The sequence below is a fragment of the Paenibacillus sp. GM2FR genome, from assembly GCF_002803325.1.
Classification (GTDB): domain Bacteria; phylum Bacillota; class Bacilli; order Paenibacillales; family Paenibacillaceae; genus Paenibacillus_AQ; species Paenibacillus_AQ lautus.
In genome coordinates this window covers 1,660,196-1,681,517 of the sequence record NZ_MKZM01000008.1, presented here as the reverse complement: position 1 = coordinate 1,681,517, position 21,322 = coordinate 1,660,196, and the positions used below count along the sequence as shown (strand labels likewise).

The window sequence follows — 21,322 nt, the reverse complement described above, 5'->3', positions numbered from 1 at the left end:
AAAATTTCAGCAAACCTTCTTAGGTTGCTAAATAACTATCCTATCATAGGATATATTACGATAGATTGCCATCCATTTTTTCTAAGCCAGTGGAATCCGCAAGGTAAATGTTGTGCCAATACCCAGCTCGCTTTGCACTGTTATTCTGCCGCCATGGTCCTCTACAATTTTTTGACACAGGGATAACCCAAGGCCGGTCCCTTCTTCTTTGGTTGTATAGAACGGATCAAAAATCTTGGCCAAATTTTCATCGGCAATGCCTTTACCGGAATCCTCAACTTCGACGACAGCCATTCGTTCTTCCGCCCTGAGCGAGATTCGGACGGAGCCGGTGTGCTCCATCGCTTGAAAGGAATTACGAATCAGGTTGATTAGCACCTGGATGATCTTATCACGGTCCATGACGATCTGGATCGGTTCATCGCTTATGTCCAGCATAAATAAATGTCCATGCGAGGCTGCTTCGGATTCACACAATGAATAGACTCGAGTCATGCAGTCCGTAAGTGATTCTACCCTCATATTGCTGGCATGGGGCTTGGAGAAGTGCAAAAATTCTGCCGTCAGCTCCCCTACCCGCGTAATCTCCCCCATAATGACTTCATACCAGGGCTGAATGTTATAACTTTGAGTTTTGGAGAGTTGAATAAACCCTTTAATGGAGGTAAGAGGATTCCGAATCTCATGGGCCATCCCGGCAGCCAATTCCCCCACCATTTTCATCTTTTCCGTTCGGATCATTTCCTCCTGGCTTCTCATCCAGGAATTGCGCCGCATTTGAAAGATCCGGTCCTCTGCCGTGCTGATCATCTCTTGATAATTTATAGCTTCATGCGGGTAACAAGTGATGCTATAGGTCACCTGTACACCGATATGTTCAAAATGGAACATGCTGCTGTCGATGTTGACGTGCTCGGGTAGCAGTATAGCAAAGCGGTCTCCCGCATAACGGGAGGCTGCCAGCATATCGTTCAGGAACAGTTTGCGCACGGCCCGTGAGAAACTGATCAGAATCTCATTGGCTGTTGAGATATCCTTGGCATTTAACGATTTGAAGTTGTTGATGTCCAGTAACACCAACTGAAAGGGCTTGTTCACCTCAATGAGATGCTGAACTTTATGCAAATATCCATCATAATTCAGAAGTCCCGTCAAGGGATCGTGATAGGTCAGGTAATCGTTTTGCTTATATAATTTCTTCTTCTCCGATTCGAGAAAGTTAACAAAATGAAAGGAAATGACGACGACAAAGGATGCTAAGCAATCAAACACGGAAACCAGAATATGGTATTTTGTAAAAGGTACATACGTCAGACGAATGATGGAATATTGAAGGACCATAAGAAGGCACAGCGGCATCGTTTCTATGAAACGCTCTTTTTTATGAATGAGATTGATGATTAGTATGTAATACAGCAAGATACACCAATTCAATTGGCTGACATAATGAAACGCCCCGAGAAAGAGAAATTGTATACTGCGAAGCCATTCGTACTTTCGATCGAAAAAAACGGATGCATACAGTAACGATGCCGTGACCAGCATCAAAGGGATTGACGTTTGATATCCAAGATAAACTGACGACACCATGATAAAAACCGATATCATTGGTACAAATAGGAGCTTGAGTACTATAAACGACAAAGCGAATCACTCCTAAATCACTATTACTGGCGCAAAATGTAGAACGGAGGCAAGTTTCACCAAATATGGTACACCATATGCATGCTTCTGAACAGCAGGAAAACACGACTTTCAAAATAGCAAACGTGAATCTCTATCTGAAAATCATGTGTATTCCTGCTATCCAGCTCGAATTCCAGCTACAATTCTTCGTACCGAATCGATATGAACTGATGAGTTGTCGGATGAAACGAAACGGTTACGTATACACCGAATTCACGAGCCCCTTTCTTCAGCCATAGCTTAAATTTCTCCTCCGCCATTTCACTGGATATCGTGGTTCTTCCCATATAGAGGTAGTCGACGACATCCATATTGTATTTACGCTTCGTTTCCGTCACCGCGAGAGTTCCCCATGTGGCGGAAGCAGGGTCTTTACTGTTCACGGCATGGATCAGGGACTCTGCAATTTCCGTCAATTCCTGCTGCCTGATTTTTGATGAAGTGCGATTTGCAGCAGTTAGAAGGTATTGCCAGTTTCCCTTTTCGAGTACGAACAGCTGAAGCGTATTGATCGGTCCCTTGTAGAACTTTGCGGTTGTATGATCTGCCAGCTCCGATTCTTGAAAGGATAGATGGTTCAGCTGCTGTTTATTTTCCAGGGGATATAACTCGATTTTGTAGTCATGTTCAGGTTTATATCGGTTTTGGTAATGAACCTCCAAATGCTCGTCCAATCCGCCCTTCATGTCATAGCAGCGGCCATACTGATGCGTGAAAGCTACAGGCGGCAACTGCGGCGGTAAGAAGATGGCTGTACCGAAATGTTTCTCACAGGTCCTCACAGCCTCCTCCACAAGCTCACCGCGAGATTCAAAGATAGCCTGCTGAAACTGATTTTTCGAAGACTCTTTTATTCCTTGATCATCGCCAGGACTTATCCCAAGCGATAAAACACCGGCTAATAAGATGCTGCCCAGCATAGTAAACCTCCTCTTTACACCTCTAGATAAATCTGGCGCTTGTCTCTCATGCCTAAGATTCCCGCTTATGTTCATCCTAATTCGACATGGGATTCGTTGGATAAATTGAGGGAAAAGTACACACACTGTGACAGACTATGCAGGAATCCGAGGTGAAAAGGCGTGAGGATGAAACAGAAGTTAAAATCCATGTTTCTGGTTAGCCATGAACATTCTGAAGAAGGCCATACTCACGAAAATCAACAGGACCCTAACCCCCAGGAAGAAGTTGCACTAACGCTGCAGCATATCATGGATCAATTTGATAATGCCGCCGATTTTGTCCATAAAACCTATCATAAGGAACGTTTGCATGTACTGTATTTCAGCCATTTGGTCAATGAGGATCGGCTGGAGCGTGACCTGCTCCCTCCATTGTTGAAATCTGAGACGCCGTTGGAGCTGTTAACAGAGCAATCCCAATTTAAACAAGTAACGGAAACCAAAAAATGCGTGGAAGGCATTCTTAGCGGTATGGCGGCTATCTTTTACGAAGAAAATGCATACCTGATCGATGTTATTTTCCCGGTATCACGTACGGTTGCCGAATCCGAAACGGAGTCCATCATTATTGGTCCGCACGAGGCGTTTACGGAACAAGCTTATACCAATCTTTCGTTGATCCGGAAGCGAGTGCAGAGTTCTCATCTCAAAGTCATTAAATTGTCCGTTGGTGAAGTGACCAAATCTGATGTCTATGTTCTTTACATCCAAGACATCGCCAATGAGATCTATGTAAAAGAAGTGATAAAGCGAATTAAGGATATCGAAATCGATGCTATCCATGATGCGAACATGCTGATTCAGTGCATTGATGATGATCCGTATTCGATCTTTACACAATTTCTGACCACCGAGCGGCCGGATACGATCGCATCCAAGCTGGTATCGGGTCGTATCGTCGGGATTATGGACGGGAGCCCCACCGCCTTCAGCGCCCCGGTCAACTTTTTTGAATTTTTCTCGTCTTCCGACGATTATTACCAAAGGTGGAGCATAGGCACGGCAACCTTGTTCCTGAGGTTTGCAGCGCTCATGATCACGGTGACATTGACGGCCCTTTACGTCTCGGTAACCTCCTTCCACTATGAGATGATTCCGGAGAATCTAATCCTGACACTGACAGAGTCCAGAAGTAAAGTGCCCTTCCCCCCGATTTTTGAAGCGCTCCTGATGGAGACTACCATTGAGCTGCTGCGGGAAGCCGGTGCCAGACTACCTACCAAAATTGGACAGACCATCGGCATCGTAGGCGGTATCGTGATAGGTCAGGCTGCCGTGCAAGCGGGATTAACCAGTAACATACTGATCATTGCTGTTGCCTCTTCTGCTATCGCTTCCTTTGTTATACCCAATTATGTCATGAGCGCATCCTTTCGCCTCTTCCGTTTTGGGCTTATTGTAATGGCTGGATTATGGGGGAATATGGGGTTGGCTCTTGGCTTGGCCTATATCGTCATTCACTTAAGTGGTTTGACGAGTGTCGGTTCCTCCTATTTGTCACCCATTGCTCCTTTTGAGCCCTATGACTGGAAAGATGTATTCTTGAGGCTGCCTTTTTCCACGTTGGCCAAGCGGCCAACCCAAGTCAAAGCAAGAAATAAAGTGAAGTTAAAAATGAAGAGGTGAGGACAATTGAAAGAAAAACTATCCCAATTCCATACCGCGATCCTCATCTACATGATTCAAACGGGTGTCTATGTATTCAGCATTACCCAGGTCGAAGCCCAATATTTCGGAACAAATGGTTGGCTAATCACCATCCCGGTGTCCCTTATGGTCTGTCTGAATATCTACATGATGTATTGGGTGTATCGGCTGGGCCAAGGACAGTCCATTTTCGAAATATTAGAAAAAAGTATTCCCAAGTTCATTCTGGTCCCCTTCTATCTGGCGATTAGTACGGTATGGGCACTTATTGGCTGTCTCGTTGCCAAGGAGTATGTACTGATCTTTCAGATGTTCGCGTTCCCAACAACCAACCCCATGGTGTTCAAGATTGCGATCGATGTTCTTGCATTTATACTGCTGACCAAAGGGCTCTATAACATTTCCAAGGCTTCGACCGTTTTCTTCTGGACCACCATCTGGATGAGCTTGCTTATGCTATATTATGTTGGGGAATTCAAAATCGAGAGATTATCCCCTTATATTTTTAAAGACGGTTACAGCATGACCGAGGGTCTTTTTCAAATTTATTTGGCGTACTTGGGTTATGAGCTGTGCTTACTTTTGTTTCCCTATACCGATAAGAAGACCAAACTGTTCAGAGCGGTATTTTATGGAAATTTAATTCGTACGGTATCCTATACGCTCTTGGGTTTTGTTTCGTTTGGCGTAATTGGCTCGGATATGCTTAAAGTCATGTTATTCCCGTTACTGGACTTGCTGGCTTATATCAAGCTTCCATTCGTTGAGCGAATCGAGAATCTTTTCTACGGCTTTTTCTTGTTTACCACCCTCATTACCCTGGTCCTTTACTTCTGGGCGGCTGGCGAAAGCACCCAAAGAGTTTTTCCAAAGGTCAAAGTCCATGTCCACTATTTTTTTATCATTCTGGCAGCTTTGCTCATTTCCTACATTCCAACGGTATTGAACACAATCCGGGAGTGGCTTTTATTTCTGGGTTATATCCAGATTGGATTCGCCTACATAATGCCGTTGATCTTAATACTTCTGCTGTTATGGCAGCGGCGCAAAAAGGCAGCGTGATGTGATATGTTAAAAAAATGTACGTGCTTACTCCTACTGCTGTGTATCATCCCTGTATCCGGCTGCGGGGATCAACGCATTTTGGAAGATCTAGGATTCATCCAAACGACAAGCTATGATTTGCTCCCGAATGGCGAGTTAAGCTTCTCAGTCTCGATACCCCAAGCGGATCCAGAGACATCCGCTAAGCGTGAAGTGCTGACGGCAACAGCCAAGAGCAGCAAGGAAGCGAGAATGATCATGTCCAGACAAACGGGGATGCTGCTGGTGAGTGGACAATTGCGTAATGTGCTGTTTGGTACTTCGTTGGCGGAAAGCGGATTGCACGGTCATCTGGATACCTTGTTTCGGGATCCCTCCATCTCTTCGCAGGTAAAAATCAGCGTGGTTGAAGGCAGTGCAGGCGAATTGCTCATTGACGATTACAAGCAGCACCCGCGAACCGGCAGATATATCGATATGCTGCTTGAGAAGGAAGCACTCGGGCAGACCATTCCCAAGGTCACGTTATTTAATTTCGCCAGGGATTTTTTTGATCAGGGCGTAGACCCTGTTGCACCGATTCTTAAGAAGCATGAGAACAATTACATTACAACGGATGGTATCGCCTTATTTAGAGATGATCGTTATGTTACGAAGATTGAACCTCAGGACGCATTGGTCTTCGCTTTTCTGAAAGACAAATTCCGAGAAGGCCAAATTAATATTGATCTGACGGAGATTAACGGCAAGCAGGAAAACGTCATGTTCAGTTCATTGATCAGCACGCGAAAAGTCAAGATCACCCGCGGAGTACAAGGCGTTGAGAAGGTTACGTTTCATGTCAAGGTTACCGGCTCTGTTCTGGAATACATCGGTGATGCCAGGTTAAACAACGAGCGGGAACGGCGTGAGCTGGAGCAGCGAATCAGTCAATATATTTCAAAAAAAAGCGATGCCATGATTACGTTGATGAAAAAACATCAGGTGGATAATCTCGGAATCGGCAGTCATGTTCGAAATCGGGTTGGCTATGAACAATGGAAAAAAATGAACTGGCGGCAGGAGCTTCAAAAGATTCCGGTGGAATGCTCGTTTGATGTGCACATTAAAGATTACGGGAAGTTTCGATAATAAGGAAAAGGCCCTTACTAAGGTTTTTTCGTATTTTTAGGTCAGCCAGAGATTTCTGGTTGGCCTTTTTGTGCCTAACAAAATCCTCTATCACAGCTTGGAGATCATCAGAAAACGAAGTGAATTCAATGTTATATAATATGACATTGATGTTGACTATTTTTTTGTATAGTGCTACATTTATCCAAAATAAATGTCTTATTATTTCAATCAGTCTCTATTCGCTTCATGAAATGTAAAGTATTCTAACTCAAATAATGCAAAAGGAGTGGCTTGGATGCACCTCACTTACCAAGAAAGAGACAAATTATTGCTTTTTCTCGCGTCGGAATTAGCGCAGAAACGTTTAGCCCGCGGGTTGAAATTAAACTATCCGGAAGCGGCGGCACTCATTTCAGGTTTTGTTGTTGAAGGAGCTCGTGATGGTAAGTCTGTAGCCGAATTAATGGAGGAAGCGCGTCATGTGCTGTCAGCCGATCAAGTGATGGACGGGGTGGCCCACTTGCTTAGAGAAGTTCAGGTCGAAGCCACCTTTGTGGACGGTACCAAGCTGGTCAGCGTTCATGACCCGATTCAAGGCGCTAACGTTTCATCCGGCATTATTGCAGGCGAATACGACCTGCGAGATGCGCCGATCGAGCTGGTACCCGGCCGCCCTCGCATTACGCGCGAAGTTACGAACAGCGGAGACCGCCCGATCCAGGTAGGGTCGCACTTCCATTTTTACGAATGCAATCCGGCCCTGCAATTCGATCGAAACGGCACGCAAGGTTATCGACTCGATATCGCTTCCGGATTATCGACCAGGTTCGAACCCGGGGAAACCTTGGAGGTCACTCTTGTTCAAATTGGCGGCAGCCAGGAGATTCACGGTTTTGCAGGTTTAACGAACGGAAAAACCAATGGGGTGGTGAGCTTATGACAACAATCGATCGTGCTACCTATGCCAGCATGTACGGGCCTACGACAGGGGATCGGGTTAGACTCGCCGACACCTCCCTCTGGCTTGAGATTGAGAAGGATTATACCGTCTATGGAGATGAATGCGTGTTTGGCGGCGGTAAAGTGATACGTGACGGCATGGGCCAACATCCTCTCGCTACCCGCGCGGAAGGCGTCCTGGATCTGGTCATTACGAATGCCATCATTATCGATACTTGGGGGATTGTTAAAGCGGATATCGGGATCAAGGACGGGTTCATCAGCGGTATCGGAAAAGCGGGGAATCCACTCATGATGGATGGCGTCACCGACGGAATGATTATCGGTGTAGGCACGGAAGTCATCTCCGGCGAGAACTTGATCGTAACAGCCGGCGGCGTGGATTCGCATGTGCACTTTATCAGTCCACAGCAAGTCGAAATCGCGCTCCAAAGCGGTGTCACTACATTTGTTGGTGGAGGTACCGGGCCTGCTACGGGAACACTGGCAACCAATTGTACTTCTGGGGTATGGAACCTGCAGCGGATGCTGCAAGCAACAGATGCCCTTCCCATTAATATGGTTTTTCTGGGCCGCGGGAATAGCAGTCGTCCGGAAGCGCTGGCCGAACAAGTCCATGCCGGTGCGGCTGGACTCAAAATCCACGAAGACTGGGGCAGCACGCCCTACGTAATCGACAAGTGCCTGAACGTCGCCGAGGAACTGGATGTGCAGGTTAACATCCATACCGATACGCTAAATGAAGCGGGCTTTGTTGAAGACAGCTTGCGCTCCTTTAACGGCCGGGCGATTCATACCTACCATACCGAAGGTGCAGGAGGCGGTCACGCCCCGGATCTGCTGCGAGTAGCTTCCATGCCGAATGTCCTCCCCTCCTCGACCAGTCCGACCATGCCCTATACGGTGAATACGATTGACGAACATCTGGATATGCTAATGATTTGCCATCATCTCGATCCGCGTATTCCCGAGGATGTTGCCTTCGCCTCCTCCCGGATTCGGGCAGAGACGATCGGAGCTGAGGATATTCTGCATGATATAGGAGCGATTAGCATGACCAGCTCCGATTCGCAAGCGATGGGCCGTGTTGGCGAAGTCGCTATCCGCACATGGCAAACGGCGGACAAAATGAAACAACAGCGCGGCCCGCTAGGATCGGATACGAAATCGGACAATTTCCGCATCAAGCGCTATATTGCCAAATACACCATTAACCCTGCCAAGACCCACGGCATATCCGATTACGTCGGCTCCATCGAAGTCGGAAAAATGGCCGATCTCGTACTCTGGAAACCCGCCCTCTTCGGAGCCAAGCCGGAGATCGTGCTGAAGAGCGGCATGATTGTCCATGCCGTCATGGGCGACCCCAACGCGTCGATCTCCACACCGCAGCCTTATATGTATCGGCCGATGTTCGGCAGTTATGGCGGAGCCCAGGCTGCGCTAAGCGCTACTTTCGTATCCCAATCCTCCCTTCAGTTGGGTACGCTTGATCCACTGGGATTGCGGAAGCAGCTCCTGCCTGTCCGGAACTGCCGAACTGTGAGAAAAACGGATCTTATTCACAATGGAGAGACGCCGGAAATTATGGTGGATCCGGTGACCTATGCGGTAAGCGTTAACGGCGAAAGGCTGACAAGCGCCCCATCTTCCCACCTGCCGTTATCGCAGCGTTATTTCCTGGTTTGACGACCTGGTTTGTAAGTCCTATCAAATGAAGCGAATGAAGACATCTCTGTCAAAGCCAAAAACTAAAAACCATGAGCTGCCTGGTATGCAGCCCATGGTTTTACTTCGAAATAGCTTTAGTTCTCAATCAGAAGCTTCTTAGCAGCGCATGTGAGCATGCCGTCTGAAGGTCCCTCCAGCAGCGATTGATTTCGGCGTCTTCCATCGCAGCCGATAAACCCAGCAGCGGGAACACCTGCTGGCCGCAGGATAACGCGGTTTGGGCTGCTGTTATGCTTCGGGCGGTTACCTCTGCTTCTGTTGCATTTGATAATTCACCGTTACGCAGCAGCTCCTCCCATGAGCCTTCCACCGACTCATAAAAATCCGAAACAGATTGCTCCAACGCAGCTTTACGCTCCTCCAGCTTGCCGACCACATGAGAAGAGCCTCCCCTCTGTGTCGCAAGTGATTCTGCAGCCTCAAGGAAATGCTCGGCAATGCCGGCGGCCACACCGGCAAAAGATACTTGAGCAAACGGAAGGAAAGGATATTGATAGATCGTTTCGTTCTCATACCCTTGGGTTTCCGTAAGTGAGAACGTCATCTCAAACGGCACGAAAGCATTCACAGCGGATATCGTATGACTGGCCGTTGCCCGCAGCCCAAAGGCATTCCAATCCTCCAGAATCTCGATTTGACCAGGATTCAGGATAAAGGATCGAATTAGGGACTCATTCTGATCTGCAGTCAGTTCGCCAGTCGCGTCTTGTACCGTGAAACCCGGTTCAATTACTGCATTGGCTGTAAAGGTCGTAGCATAGGTAGAACCGCTGCAATACTTCCAGCTGCCGTTCACAATAAATCCGCCGTCCACTTGTCTTGCCGTACCTGTCGGCATCCCGCTGCCCGCAATCACCGCTTCTCGGTGTGCGAATACGCGACGGCTCACCTCCCGGCTCATCAGTGACGCAAAGAATCCTCCGCCTGCTCCAATCGTAACCAGCCATCCCAGGTTACCGTCGATCCTCGCACTCTCCTGAAAAATGCGCGCAGCCTCCGGCAGCGAGGTCATTCGTCCCTCAAGCTCATCGGGCACAAACAAGTGAAACAATCGATGATCATATATCGTTGCCAGCGCTTCGGGTGTTACTTGTCTGTGCTTATCCATCCCAAGCGCTTGTTCTCTTATGGTTTGAATCTGATGTGCTGTAAACAACATAACTCCACCGCTTTCCACTATCATTTCTCTGTCAAAATAATATAACGATTCCGACCTGGTACGAATGTACTTAATCTATTCTTTCGGAGCCGCATCATCGATCTGGATTAACACCTTCTCCAGGGATCCCATGAAGGACACGCGTTGTTCTTGATGATGTTGATACACGCCCAACAGGCTGTCGATTTGAGATTGTAAGCTGCTCTTTAAGGCTTCCGGCTCGGAGGAAACAGATAATCCCAGATCTACTGCATCCAGCTGCCGGATTTCTTCCATCAGAGCTCTCTCTGCATGGTTGATCTCCATCATCTCAAGCAGCAGTGACTTCAGCTTTACGACCTTCGCTAGGCGCTGTTCATTACTCCACTGCTCCTCGGGCGCCGAAGCATCAACAAGGGACACGCTGTAGTTTCGCATCGCAGTCAGCTCGCCGTTATAGGTTAAAGCTCCTTTCTGTATCAGGTGGCGAACCCGATACTCGATAAAGGAGTCGGATACGTTTAAAATACCCATTCCGATCACCTCGCCAATGATGCGGGCTGATTTTTTGAAGAACCCGTGTCTAGCCTCAAGACGATAAGCGGCTTGCAGTATATCTTCATCATAGTAAGATTCAGGAACGGTGCGTAACAGCTCCCCTTGAAGCACACGCAGGGCACCTTCTTCGTTCAGGATACGCTGCCAATCCGCTCGATAGCCAGCCTGATCTTGCGGCGACAATGGAACATGCTCGGCTGTGTCCAGCACGTTTTGAAGTTTATCCATAGCTAACTCAAACGTACCTCGATACGAAATGTTCGGGTTTTGCTTGTGAAGAAAACTTGTCGCATTCACCAACCTAACATCGAGATGGTCCGGAATCAGTGATAACAGTCTGCGCAGACCAAGTTGTTCCGAGGCGGAATCCCCTGCCCAAACCAAGCACGGCACCTCCCTCAGCTGCTCGGGCCATGTAAGCCAAGCGAAGGCTGCTTGCAGCATCCCTAACTTCCTGTCATCCGCATGCCCAATGCTATACCGCTGCATAAACCATTCATTTCGGATGACAAACGAACGGGAGAAATCCTCATCTTTCGGAAGCGGCCCAACCATGAGATCATCGCCCAATGTAACTACGATTTCTCCTGGTTTCGATCGCAGCATCATCTTTAACGACCCTGCGGTTGAATCGTCGAAGGCAATATGGACACGCGAAACATTCCCGCGATGCATCGGGGATTCGTGCAGGTAGGCTTCATTCCCCATCGCCCACTCTTTATCGAATAACTGGAGAAAGAGTTCGAGACTCTGATGCTTGCCTTCTGCCAGCAGCCTTGCTGATTCCGTATTCATCTTGTCCTTCAGCTTCAGAAGCTTTTCATAGAAATGGTTCATGGCTGTGCTTTTGCCCTTTCGATATTCCTCTCGTGTCATATGCTCCCGAAGGGGAATGAATGGATCATACATGCTTTGCCCCTTCCATCCGGAATAAGCAAATGTTCGGGCAATCCCAATAGCGCCTATCGCATCCAGACGATCTGCATCCTGTACAATTTGGCCTTCCAATGAACGCATTGTGCTTCCTGTTCCGCCCGAAAATGACATCGTACTGATAATCTCCAACACGTTCTCCTGGTCGGAAGCTTCCACACCGGCTTGTTGCAACCAATGCTGAACCCGTTCGTAACCCGCTTCCTTCGATTCATTCAGCTTCTCGTCGGCTACATCATGGAGCCAAGCTGACAATTCACATATGTATGCATTCGCACCTTCAAGATATGCCAGGATCCGCGCGATTCGGGTGACACGCTGAACATGCCACCAATCGTGACCGCTTGAATCCTGTCCGAGAACAGAACGCGCAAATTGTTGTGCTTGCTGAATGATTTGACTATATGTCGATTTCATCTGAATCATTATCCCCCATCCCTGGCTGTCGAACTCTAAACTCTATTATTCCCGATTTACCAGAACGTCGCAACAAAGAGTCGGTTTCAGGCAATAGTTTGTATCCCGCGCGTGCATATGGGCATATGATAAACAGATTGTGCTATCCATTCGTTTAAATCCGTATACAAGCCGTTTCCATAAGGATCGAGAAAGGAACGATAACGACCATGCTCGTGTTTATTCTTCCAGGTTTAAATCCGCATCTAAGCGAGTATACATTATCCACGGTTAAGCGATTTATTTCTAATGCGCGTCCTATCGTGGTTCAAATCGAAGAACAATCTGCAGCTATAATGAATGAAGCCCTATCCCGGGAAATGGATCCGTGGTTTATGACACTCTATGCCGGAGATGCTGTACAACCTCATGCCGAGAAAGAAATCGAACGGTGGCTGCAAACCTGCACTGACCGCTCACCTGGCTTTAGTGTGAATCCCGTTACGATCATAGATCAACCGGCCGCATCTAGTTACAGACCTGTTCCATCCTTCCGTTTTCCCCGCGGTCCCCTGTTATGGCGCACGAAGATTGTAATGAAGGAACAGACACCGGGTTTTACGACGAGGGATCTGCTGCCATTCCAAAAATACGTGTTGATCGATAAACAACTCCAGTTATCAACCCGATATGAGTGGACGGAAATGGTTTCCGATGGAATCTTATATCCTCATCGCATCGCCCCTGCCTGGATGAAAGAACCGGAAGAATGGAACGCAGTATCACCAATTCTTCAAGCTGCAGCCCAAGGACATACACCAACATTAAGAGCCGCCACTCCTCCAAAGGTGACGATTGCTCTGTGCACCTATAATGATGGCGAATATCTTCCTTGGGCTGTCCGATCCGTATTGGCACAGACCTGTGGGGCTTGGGAGCTTGTCATTCTGGATGACGGTTCATCCGATGAAGAGACGACAGCTTATTTGCAGAGACTGCCTGTGGATCCCCGAATGAAGTTGGTCCGTTTGGAGGAAAATTCAGGGAAGTCCCGAGCACTGAATCAAATTCTGAATATGGCGACAGCCCCCTGGTTATTGGAGCTTGATGCCGATGATTGGCTGCCCCCCCATGCACTGGAAATTCTCTTACGGGAAGCAGAGAGTGTGCAGAACGCTGCCGTCATCTATGGTGACCATATGGAATGGCTTGAACGCTCAAATAAAGAACTGGTATATCAAGGAGTTAAGGCTGCGCCTTTTCCCCTGTCTTCCCTATTGCTGCTGAACGATGCCCCGGCTGTTGCCCCGCGCATGTTCAATGTCTCTATAATCAAGCAGCAGAAAGGCTGGGACCATAACACCCTCTATGAAGGAAGACTGTATGAAGATATTGGGATTTTATTCAAGCTATCCAAAACCAGTAAGCTTCACCATGTCCCGGAGGCGCTTTACCACCGAAGACTAAGAAAAGCCAGCATGACCCATCGCTACCCCCACCGCTATCCGGCATGGAAGAGCTCTTTAATAGACAAGTTAAATGAATCGGAATTGGCAAATCACTCAGAGGGGCAGAATGCGCACATATGAGATCGTATCATTAAATACGGTGACCACTTGTGAGGTAGGGATATAATTCGAGCTCACAACCTCCACCGTAATTAATCCGTTTGCCGAGGAACGCAACTGCCCCTGCAGAAATTGATTGGTCTGAATAACCTCTACCGTCCTGCCCACGAATGTAGCCAGAATTTCTGAAAAATCCATTCTGTTCTCCCTCCTCTCTTTTATCTAAGCGATAGACAACAGACTGCGGAACGGAATGATGTCTATGCTGCCGTTCGGCTCGGCAATTTGTATATAATCCTCACCGATGGCTATGAGCGTTCCGAATACGGAACCTGCCGTGGTTACAATAGTAATCCGAGTATTCAGCCTTCCTCTTAATAAAGCAAGGACACCGCTGCTTTGTCCTACTTCTAAACCATTCACCTGCTCCTGCAGCGCATTGATGCGTGCACTCACCTGCTCCTGCTGCGCGATGATGCGTGCATTCAACTGAGCAATCTGTAATCGGATCTGTACAATGCTGCGTATGAGTTTGCGACGTAGAATCAGGATTTTCCTCCACACCGAATGAGAAGGTTTCGCCTGCTTTTTCTTTCTTCGGCCAGTGATTTCCTTGCACTCACAATCATGACCAAGGTTCCAATATCTCCTCACAAGAGCTTCCTCCCTTTTTGTAGTTCATTGGTACCTTATGTTAGCGTCGGGACAGTGGTAACTCGGAATGTACAAAGATAAGAAAATGGCCTAAAGCTATAGGCTTCAGCTGTCCATGGCTCGAGGAATGCTTCCTGATCATTAAAGGATTTTCCGCTGCACCTGGTGTTCTACCCATACAGATGTTTGGGATGATACATATTTTGTTAAATAGACCATTGCACCAGTGAGGAGGCTAATCTTGAATAAAATCAAGCAGCACCGCCGACGCAAGTCTACAACCCATCGAGCCGCATCACGTCGCGGGAAACATCGCCGCCTGAACCTGAAGTACAACCGCAAGAAGCCAACGGCTTCCCCGCTTGCTCCCGCGGTCACATTCCCAACGACGTACTCGCGGTCCGTACAACACATGGAGCCTGTCTCTGTTCAGTCAGCCACAGCGGCGGCTACGCTGACTGCCGAGAAGATCGGGCCAAAGACCAAGGCCCTATACGATGTTATACGTTTTCCCGTTATCGATTGGCAGTTTCGATGGCAGCGGCCCCAACAACTGTCTGAGCAGTTTGCGCAGCAGGGGCACCGGGTGTTCTATGTAACTCCGGAGATGATTAGCATAGGTAAAGAAGATACATCCAGAGAAGAAATCAGTCGCCAGGTAAAGGTCAAAAATATTGATCGGAATATATGGCTTGTCACCTTATGCGCGAATCGGCCGTTAAATCTATACCAAGATGAAATGGATCGTTGGGATATTCAGTATTTAAAATGGTCGGTTGAATATGTTCGGGATAAATTCGGACTATCCCAACTGGTCTCGATTGTGGATCTCCCGTTCTGGACTCCGCTCGTTACCGCGATGGATCAGCATCATATCGTCTACGACTGCATGGACCATCATGGCGGCTTCTCAACGAACGACAAATCCATGCTCCTGCTGGAAGAACAGCTGCTTCGGGAAGCAGAGCTTGTGGTGACAACCTCTCAGCATCTGTATGATTGGGCCGCCCATTACAACCCGGCCACTGTACTTATCCGCAATGCAGTAGATTCCGATTACTTCTCGAAGCCTCCGGATGAGGTTCTGCCCGAACTTGAATCCATCCATCAGCCCATCATCGGTTACTACGGGGCTATCTCGGACTGGTTTGATATTCAACTGGTGGAATCACTGGCCCGAAGCCGGCCGGAATGGACGTTTGTCCTCATTGGACACACCTTTGGCTGCGACACCTCGGGGATCGAGGAGCTGAGTAACGTATTATTGCTGGGAGAAAAACCGTATCATGAACTTCCGGCGTACCTGCATCGGTTCCAGGTTGCTTTAATTCCGTTCAAGAAGAACGAACTGACGTTAGCGACCAATCCCGTCAAGCTGTATGAATATTTGGCAGCCGGTAAACCCGTCATTTCTACGGAACTTCCTGAAGTAAGGACGGTTGCAGGTAACATCGTCACGATTGCCGATACGGAAGTGCAATTTGAAGAGGCGATTGAAGCTGCTCTGCTTGAGTCCGAGAACAGCGCAATTGAACAGCGGCGGCAATTTGCCGAATGCAACAATTGGTCTCAACGTTATGAAGCACTTCATGATTATATTGTGCAGCATCTATATCCCAAGGTCAGTGTTATCCTGGTTGTTCATAATAACTGGTCCTATACGCAGCAATGCCTTCAACGACTCCTCCAACCGGGTCACTATCCTAACCTGGAGATTATCGTTGTTGACAATGCCTCGAAGGATCAGACATCCTCCTATCTCGAGAGCCTGCGTCATCCGTTGATCCAGGTGATAACCTCGTCTACGAATCTTGGTTTTGCCGCCGGCAACACCCTGGGGTGTGAGCACGCCAACGGAGAATTTATCGTCCTGTTAAATAACGATACACTTGTTCCCGACGGAAGCTGGATCTCTCGTCTGCTCAGACCTTTTCAAGAGGATGCCAAGCTTGCTATGACAGGTCCGATGTCCAATCATGTGGGAAATGATCAAGCGCTGGATCATTTTATAGGGGATGCTGTTCAAGGTGCCCATCCACGTTGGCTTACCGAATTCTACGAACGTTATCGGCGAAAATACCGATATACGGATCTGCTTGGATTTTTCTGCGTAGCCATCAGGCGGAGTGTGTGGGAACATGTGGGTGCACTGGATCCCGCTTTCGGCCTTGGAATGTTTGAGGACGATGATTATTGCGAGCGCGTCAGGAATGCCGGGTACCGCCTGGCCATCGTTGAAGATGCCTTTGTATATCATCACGGCAGCGTTACGATCAATAAGCTGAATAATAATGTCTATAACGAGTTATGGAATAAGAACAAAGCTTATTATGAACAAAAGTGGAACAAACCGTGGAGAATGCCAAAAGGGCCGAATAGTATTTTTCATTTAGTGGATCAACCGGCCGAAATCGCATCCAGAGTCAACCAAACCGGGAAGAAAGTAGTCCTGGTGCTCGGACTTACCGTATGGGAAACCAATTCCAGGCGCTGGCAGCAGATCGTGAAGGGATTATGCGAGAACGAGGACCTCTTGGTGATCGTGTATACCCATCTATTTCATGGCAATCAAATCGTGGGAACTCGAAAAATAGGACCCCAGCTGTATTTTACAAACCGGATCGATTTGTTCTCTGAGGTCAGGTTTGATCTAGTCATTTATTGCGGCTCTACGGATATCCACCCCCAGGTCCATTCCGTTCAATACTGGGCCGATTCCTTAAGCTATCATGAACAACAGCTCAATTCCTTGCATACTAAAGTATCGAAGCTGCAAGTATTGGAACCGATCGGTGTATCTCAAGCGGTTAGCCATCTATGCTTGTCTGTTCATGAGGTAATAGAAAGATAAGTTAAAATAACAGCCCCTTCATGATAACTGAATGTGACGTTCAGATCATGGAGGGGTTGTTGTTGTATAGATTTATTCGGTTGATTCCTGGCCTTTCCGCCGACTCAAATAGTTCATGACCACCTCAGGATGATGACCCTCATAAGGCCGTGTGACGATATCATATTGTTCGGGTTTGAAGTTCCAATCCGGCTGTCCGAGATTCATCTGCACATTGACATCGCCTCTTCGGTTATCGTTGAACTTGATTTTGCTGCCGAGTGCATAGTGGTAATGATACACGTTCACATCGCTTCGCCCGCGGGGTATGCTCCATATACTCTTGCCTTCTGCCGCCTCCAGCGTGCAGTGATGCTTCTCGTCACGATAGCGTATTCCTTGTTTGCCCCGCCACATTCTGGTGATGTCGTTTGACCAGCGTTCATCACCGGGACTGTTCACCCGGATCGTCCATGGATCCCCCCAGAAATTAACGAAGGGAAACTGATAGATATCCACATCGGATCGGTTCATGAGTTCCGGCAACACTTCAGCAAAACGATCCTCCATCATTTCATCGATATCCAGATTCATGATCCAGTCTCCTTGAGCCTGGTCAATCAGAAAGTTACGTACCACGGACTCGTTCCAATCCTCGGTGTATGGCAATCCGCTCTGCTGGACATGAAACAGTCGGATCGCATACCGATTCTGGAGACGTTCAATCTCTTCGATGGTTCCATCTGTACTGCCGCCATCGGCAATGATGATTTCATCCGCGAAGCGGCTTACGCTTTCTACATACAGGGGAATGAAGGTGATTTCATTTAATACCGGTACAATGACTGACAGCTTCATAGCGATTTGCTCCTCCTTATTGAGAAGATTGTTCGAGTATCAATTTTCGCATCGCATTAACATCGCCTCTTGCTAGGCTATACCGCTGATACAGCGCGTAATTGGAATCGTAATTGGGATTCCCGTCAGGTCCTACGAATGGATGCCAAAAATGAACCATTTCCCCTTCCAGGCGGATATGACGGCCGACCAAGGTATCCAGCGCATAGGCAAAAGCCTCATCTTCCCCGCCCCAACCGACAAATCGTTCATCATATCCTCCTACCGTTTCATAGGCTTCGCGGCCAAGCACATTAAATCCGCCAACAAATGCGGTCGCCTGCTCCGCGGCTGTTTCAGTTTTAACGGTCAATGGCCATATGTTTTCTTGCTGCAGCAGCAAATGCGATTTTTCTTTGGATAAACGAAGGATCCGGCTGAAGGGAATGACCCACTGCCCGCTATTTACGTAAGTCAAGGACTCCTTCAATAAAGCCGGATCGTATACAATATCGCTATCTGCAATGACAATAATGTCTTTGTTAGCCTGTTGATAGGCACGATTGATGGCTTTGGATCTGCTAAAGAGCTCTCCGGAATCCGTTATTTCGCCTACGCATACTTCGACTTCCGGCATAACCTGCGCGTAGTAGCCCAATACCCATTCAAAAGCTGAATCCCTGGGTCCGTTACCATCCGATTGATACGGAATCAGCACGGATACTCGATCTAACACAGGCTCCCCTCCTTCATAGCCATACTACCTATCCAATTGGAATAATACGCTTAACCAGCGCCCAATCCCCTGCTCTATCGTCCAGAATGACTCAATGTAATGTCTGCACTGCGCTCCAATGTCATTCAGCTTGCGCTTTTGTCCTATCCATGAATGGATCAAGTTCATAAAATCTTCCGGATTGTCGCTGTCCAGGATCAAGCCATGCGCTTCCGGGTGAGCCGCTGCCTTGACGTTGCCCACATGGGTCCCTAGTACAGGTACCCCGCATGCATAGGCCTCCAGCGCTGTTGCTCCGCTTCCCTCATTCGCCGATGTGATCAGAAGAAGATCCAGCTGATGATAAAAGTTAGGCATATCTTCATAAGAATACGCCCCGGACGTTTCCATAAATGTAATCCTTTCATCATGACGGAAGTGGTCTCGGATTTGCTTATATAATGTAGTGTAATTTTTAGATCGTTTAGCAGGATCACCGGCCCAACCGATCACAAGCGGGCTGCTGCTCCTGCGTAATCGGGTTGATGGTTGAAAGATTCGATGATCTACAAAATGACCGATATATTCCACGTTCGCCTCCGGCGCAACCTTTCGCAGAGCTTGATTAAGCTTTTCGTTCATCGCGCCAATAACCCCGATTCTAGGGATGACAAGCCTGAGAAACTCCGGGTCGGGGACAAGTTCATCTAGTTGCCATTCCCGAAGAGTCTCATAATTCTGACTGAAGTAATAATAGGAGACAGCGGCTGAAGCATCGATTCGAATATGCTTGAATATGCAGTAAGCTGCGATCCCCAGGCACAACGAACCTATTCGTTCATAGGCCTGATTGATATCATCGCTGCTGTGCTGTTCCAGAAACCGATCCAATTCTCCGATGGACATCAGGTCCAGAGCGGGATGATGCTGTTGAATGACCTTTGCATGCTTTCCTAAGATCCACCACTCCACATCATAGATCAGCAGATGCCTTCCCATAGTTCGAACACTCCTTTATGCTCATATTGGATTATATTCGTTCCCAGGTCTCCAAGTTTGTCACCGCGGCATAAATGATGAATTTGTCCATAATTCACGAAAAAAAGAGCCCCCCATACAGATAAGTTCTGTATGGGCATGGCTCTTCGTACGGATTGTAGTTCATGGAGGATCGAGATCGACTTATGCTCTTTTATCCACGATATGTTTGTTCTCCTTAAGCTCATTTACATCCTTTCGAAGCATTCTCATCTCTTGAAGCATGGCATCCATTCTAATGATGATTTTGGATGAATTGATCGCGTAACGAATGACAATGATGGCAACGACGATACTTAACACGGTCATGAAAATCCCAACAAACTCCATAAAATATGAAACCTCCATTAATTATACTGAATAAATCCCTTTAGCAAACCTTGCATCATCGCAAAGACCAGCTCGGAGTCCTGAAGCTCATTCTCCTTAATTCGGTGCAGGCATTCCGTTACGCTCATTCTTACTACGTCGATGTGCTCGTATCCCTCGAGCTGCTGATCCGCTTGACTGATTACCTCATCCGTATAATAAACATGGGCAATCTCATTGCATCTCCAGGACGCCGGATACAGCTTGCCCAGATAATGAAGCTTGCCGCAGGTGCAGCCCGTTTCCTCCATCATCTCACGGCGTGCTGCCGATTCCAGGTCCTCCTCCTCGCCTACGCCACCGCCGGGTAACTGAATGACGTAGTCATCCACCGCGGCGCGATATTGACGGATCAGCAGCAGTTGATCGCCATGCTTAGCCAGAACAACAACGGACACATGATTTTCTTTCGTATAATACACTTTACCTGACGCTTCCTCGTAAATCGAAATTCCGTTATGACGGATCAACAATTGGGTATTATCCATGCAGGCAGAGGCTCCTTAACAATAAGATAGATTTATACTTCGAATTCATCTTTGAGGATGGAGAATAAATAGGAATCATGGTAAGCCCCTTTAAACCACAGGTGCTGACGAAGATGCCCTTCCTGCTTCATTCCGATATGGCGCATAACCGCAGCTGACCCGATGTTTCCAGGCCGGCAGGTGGCGTAAATCCGATGAACTCCCAGCTCCTTAAAACCAAAACGGCACATGACGCTAGCCGCTTCCGTAGCATAACCCTGTCGCCAATAGGCGGAATTCAAGCAGTACCCAAGCTCTGCGTTTGTCTTGGATCGGTGAAGACCCACACCGCCGATTAAATGGCCGCTATCTTTCAGTACGATCGCCAGTTCATAGCTGTCACGGGGGCTCTGCTCTTTCATTTGTTGGATTTCCTTTAAATATTCTAAAGTTTCCTCTTCCGTATTCGGTCCCCACATCGTATACTCGGTCACCAATGGGTCAGAGGCGTAAGCATGAATACTAGCAAAATCCTTCTCCTGAAAATCCCGGATCACCAGTCTTGTTGACTCCATCTGCATATGTACTCACTCCTTGAAATTAACCTTCATCACAACACGGCATTTTTTCCTGATTATACCACACCCTGGATTTTGGAAGACAAAAGAAGCCTGGG

General features: G+C 47.8%; 19 protein-coding genes. 7 read left to right on the top strand and 12 right to left on the bottom strand.

Going from position 1 to position 21,322, the window contains the following annotated elements; genetic code table 11:
* Positions 1-81: 81 nt before the first annotated feature.
* Positions 82-1,590, bottom strand: a complete 1,509-nt coding sequence (locus PAEVO_RS07690) for an ATP-binding protein (RefSeq protein ID WP_243390672.1) — start codon at positions 1,588-1,590, stop codon at positions 82-84.
* A 233-nt stretch (positions 1,591-1,823) separates the two neighbouring features.
* On the bottom strand, positions 1,824-2,606 hold the full coding sequence (locus PAEVO_RS07685; protein ID WP_100537030.1) for a DUF3889 domain-containing protein: 783 nt from the start codon (positions 2,604-2,606) through the stop codon (positions 1,824-1,826).
* A 162-nt stretch (positions 2,607-2,768) separates the two neighbouring features.
* On the opposite strand from PAEVO_RS07685, the gene PAEVO_RS07680 reads away from it, so the two are divergent.
* The 5 genes from PAEVO_RS07680 (at position 2,769) to ureC (ending at position 9,101) form a co-directional block, all read left to right on the top strand.
* Positions 2,769-4,274, top strand: coding sequence for a spore germination protein (locus tag PAEVO_RS07680; RefSeq protein WP_100537029.1), 1,506 nt, complete (start codon positions 2,769-2,771; stop codon positions 4,272-4,274).
* A gap of 6 nt (positions 4,275-4,280) precedes the next feature.
* Positions 4,281-5,357, top strand: a complete 1,077-nt coding sequence (locus tag PAEVO_RS07675; RefSeq protein ID WP_100537028.1) for a GerAB/ArcD/ProY family transporter — start codon at positions 4,281-4,283, stop codon at positions 5,355-5,357.
* A 6-nt stretch (positions 5,358-5,363) separates the two neighbouring features.
* Complete coding sequence (locus tag PAEVO_RS07670) at positions 5,364-6,470, top strand: Ger(x)C family spore germination protein (protein ID WP_100537027.1); 1,107 nt, start codon at positions 5,364-5,366, stop codon at positions 6,468-6,470.
* A gap of 277 nt (positions 6,471-6,747) precedes the next feature.
* On the top strand, positions 6,748-7,392 hold the full coding sequence (gene ureA / locus PAEVO_RS07665; protein ID WP_100537026.1) for an urease subunit gamma: 645 nt from the start codon (positions 6,748-6,750) through the stop codon (positions 7,390-7,392).
* Positions 7,389-9,101 carry an urease subunit alpha gene (gene ureC / locus PAEVO_RS07660; protein ID WP_100537025.1) on the top strand — a complete coding sequence of 571 codons (1,713 nt, stop codon included), beginning with the start codon at positions 7,389-7,391 and terminating at the stop codon, positions 9,099-9,101. Before ureA ends, ureC begins: the two co-directional genes overlap by 4 nt.
* A 127-nt stretch (positions 9,102-9,228) precedes the next feature.
* Here ureC and PAEVO_RS07655 read toward each other — a convergent pair whose 3' ends face one another.
* Together PAEVO_RS07655 and PAEVO_RS07650 are read right to left on the bottom strand one after the other, a co-directional pair.
* Positions 9,229-10,302 (bottom strand): acyl-CoA dehydrogenase family protein, encoded by a 1,074-nt coding sequence (locus PAEVO_RS07655; RefSeq protein ID WP_243390670.1) that lies wholly within the window; start codon positions 10,300-10,302, stop codon positions 9,229-9,231.
* A 75-nt stretch (positions 10,303-10,377) separates the two neighbouring features.
* Positions 10,378-12,189, bottom strand: coding sequence for a DUF3658 domain-containing protein (locus tag PAEVO_RS07650; protein ID WP_100539362.1), 1,812 nt, complete (start codon positions 12,187-12,189; stop codon positions 10,378-10,380).
* A 209-nt stretch (positions 12,190-12,398) separates the two neighbouring features.
* Between PAEVO_RS07650 and PAEVO_RS07645 the strand changes: the two genes are divergently transcribed.
* Positions 12,399-13,757, top strand: a complete 1,359-nt coding sequence (locus PAEVO_RS07645) for a glycosyltransferase family 2 protein (RefSeq protein WP_100537023.1) — start codon at positions 12,399-12,401, stop codon at positions 13,755-13,757.
* Here the strand turns inward: PAEVO_RS07645 and PAEVO_RS07640 are convergent.
* Both PAEVO_RS07640 and PAEVO_RS07635 read right to left on the bottom strand, forming a co-directional pair.
* A complete protein-coding gene (locus tag PAEVO_RS07640) occupies positions 13,731-13,934 on the bottom strand; it encodes a hypothetical protein (protein ID WP_100537022.1) in 204 nt (67 codons plus the stop codon). The genes PAEVO_RS07645 and PAEVO_RS07640 overlap by 27 nt on opposite strands.
* A 24-nt stretch (positions 13,935-13,958) precedes the next feature.
* Positions 13,959-14,390, bottom strand: coding sequence for a hypothetical protein (locus tag PAEVO_RS07635; RefSeq protein ID WP_243390669.1), 432 nt, complete (start codon positions 14,388-14,390; stop codon positions 13,959-13,961).
* A 241-nt stretch (positions 14,391-14,631) separates the two neighbouring features.
* Here PAEVO_RS07635 and PAEVO_RS07630 point away from each other — a divergent pair, with 241 nt between their 5' ends.
* Positions 14,632-17,241: a glycosyltransferase gene (locus PAEVO_RS07630; RefSeq protein WP_100537021.1), complete on the top strand. Its 2,610-nt coding sequence runs from the start codon at positions 14,632-14,634 to the stop codon at positions 17,239-17,241.
* A 72-nt stretch (positions 17,242-17,313) separates the two neighbouring features.
* Here the strand turns inward: PAEVO_RS07630 and PAEVO_RS07625 are convergent, their stop codons facing one another.
* The 6 genes from PAEVO_RS07625 to PAEVO_RS07600 form a co-directional block, all read right to left on the bottom strand.
* Positions 17,314-18,078: a glycosyltransferase gene (locus PAEVO_RS07625; protein ID WP_100537020.1), complete on the bottom strand. Its 765-nt coding sequence runs from the start codon at positions 18,076-18,078 to the stop codon at positions 17,314-17,316.
* A gap of 16 nt (positions 18,079-18,094) precedes the next feature.
* The gene (locus PAEVO_RS07620) at positions 18,095-18,793 is read right to left on the bottom strand and encodes a galactosyltransferase-related protein (protein ID WP_100537019.1); all 699 of its coding nucleotides are present in this window, start codon (positions 18,791-18,793) and stop codon (positions 18,095-18,097) included.
* 24 nt (positions 18,794-18,817) lie between these two features.
* A complete protein-coding gene (locus tag PAEVO_RS07615) occupies positions 18,818-19,771 on the bottom strand; it encodes a glycosyltransferase family 4 protein (protein WP_100537018.1) in 954 nt (317 codons plus the stop codon).
* A 183-nt stretch (positions 19,772-19,954) separates the two neighbouring features.
* On the bottom strand, positions 19,955-20,140 hold the full coding sequence (locus PAEVO_RS07610; protein ID WP_100537017.1) for a hypothetical protein: 186 nt from the start codon (positions 20,138-20,140) through the stop codon (positions 19,955-19,957).
* 17 nt (positions 20,141-20,157) lie between these two features.
* On the bottom strand, positions 20,158-20,667 hold the full coding sequence (locus PAEVO_RS07605) for an NUDIX hydrolase (RefSeq protein ID WP_100537016.1): 510 nt from the start codon (positions 20,665-20,667) through the stop codon (positions 20,158-20,160).
* Between the two features lie 32 nt (positions 20,668-20,699).
* Positions 20,700-21,227, bottom strand: a complete 528-nt coding sequence (locus PAEVO_RS07600; protein ID WP_100537015.1) for a GNAT family N-acetyltransferase — start codon at positions 21,225-21,227, stop codon at positions 20,700-20,702.
* Positions 21,228-21,322 lie beyond the last annotated feature (95 nt).